Annotated in this window: 1 protein-coding gene; it reads left to right on the forward strand. The window is 59.1% G+C overall.

The genetic code is table 11. The features are described 5' to 3' along the window. On the forward strand, nt 1–254 hold a 254-nt coding region (locus Ga0466249_RS26190; RefSeq protein ID WP_215832419.1), incomplete at both ends, for a hypothetical protein.

Consider the following 254-nt stretch of genomic DNA (forward strand, 5'->3'; position numbering starts at 1 on the left):
GTTGCCGGATTCGGCACTCAAGGAGCGCCCGTTTCATCAGGCGTTGGACATGATCGCGTTGGAGCGGCTGGGCAAACCGATCCCGCAGAAGCTATTCAAGTCGATCACCGACTATGTCTCGGCGCGTCCCGGGCGGAATTATCCGAGTACTGATGGTCTTATGCTCGCCGCCCTGTCGCATGTGGTGTCTACAGCATACGGTCAGGAGGGGATTACGGCTGTCAAGGCGGCGCTTGTCAAACGTCTGGATGCCG

The organism is Pelorhabdus rhamnosifermentans (assembly GCF_018835585.1).
Classification (GTDB): domain Bacteria; phylum Bacillota; class Negativicutes; order UMGS1260; family UMGS1260; genus Pelorhabdus; species Pelorhabdus rhamnosifermentans.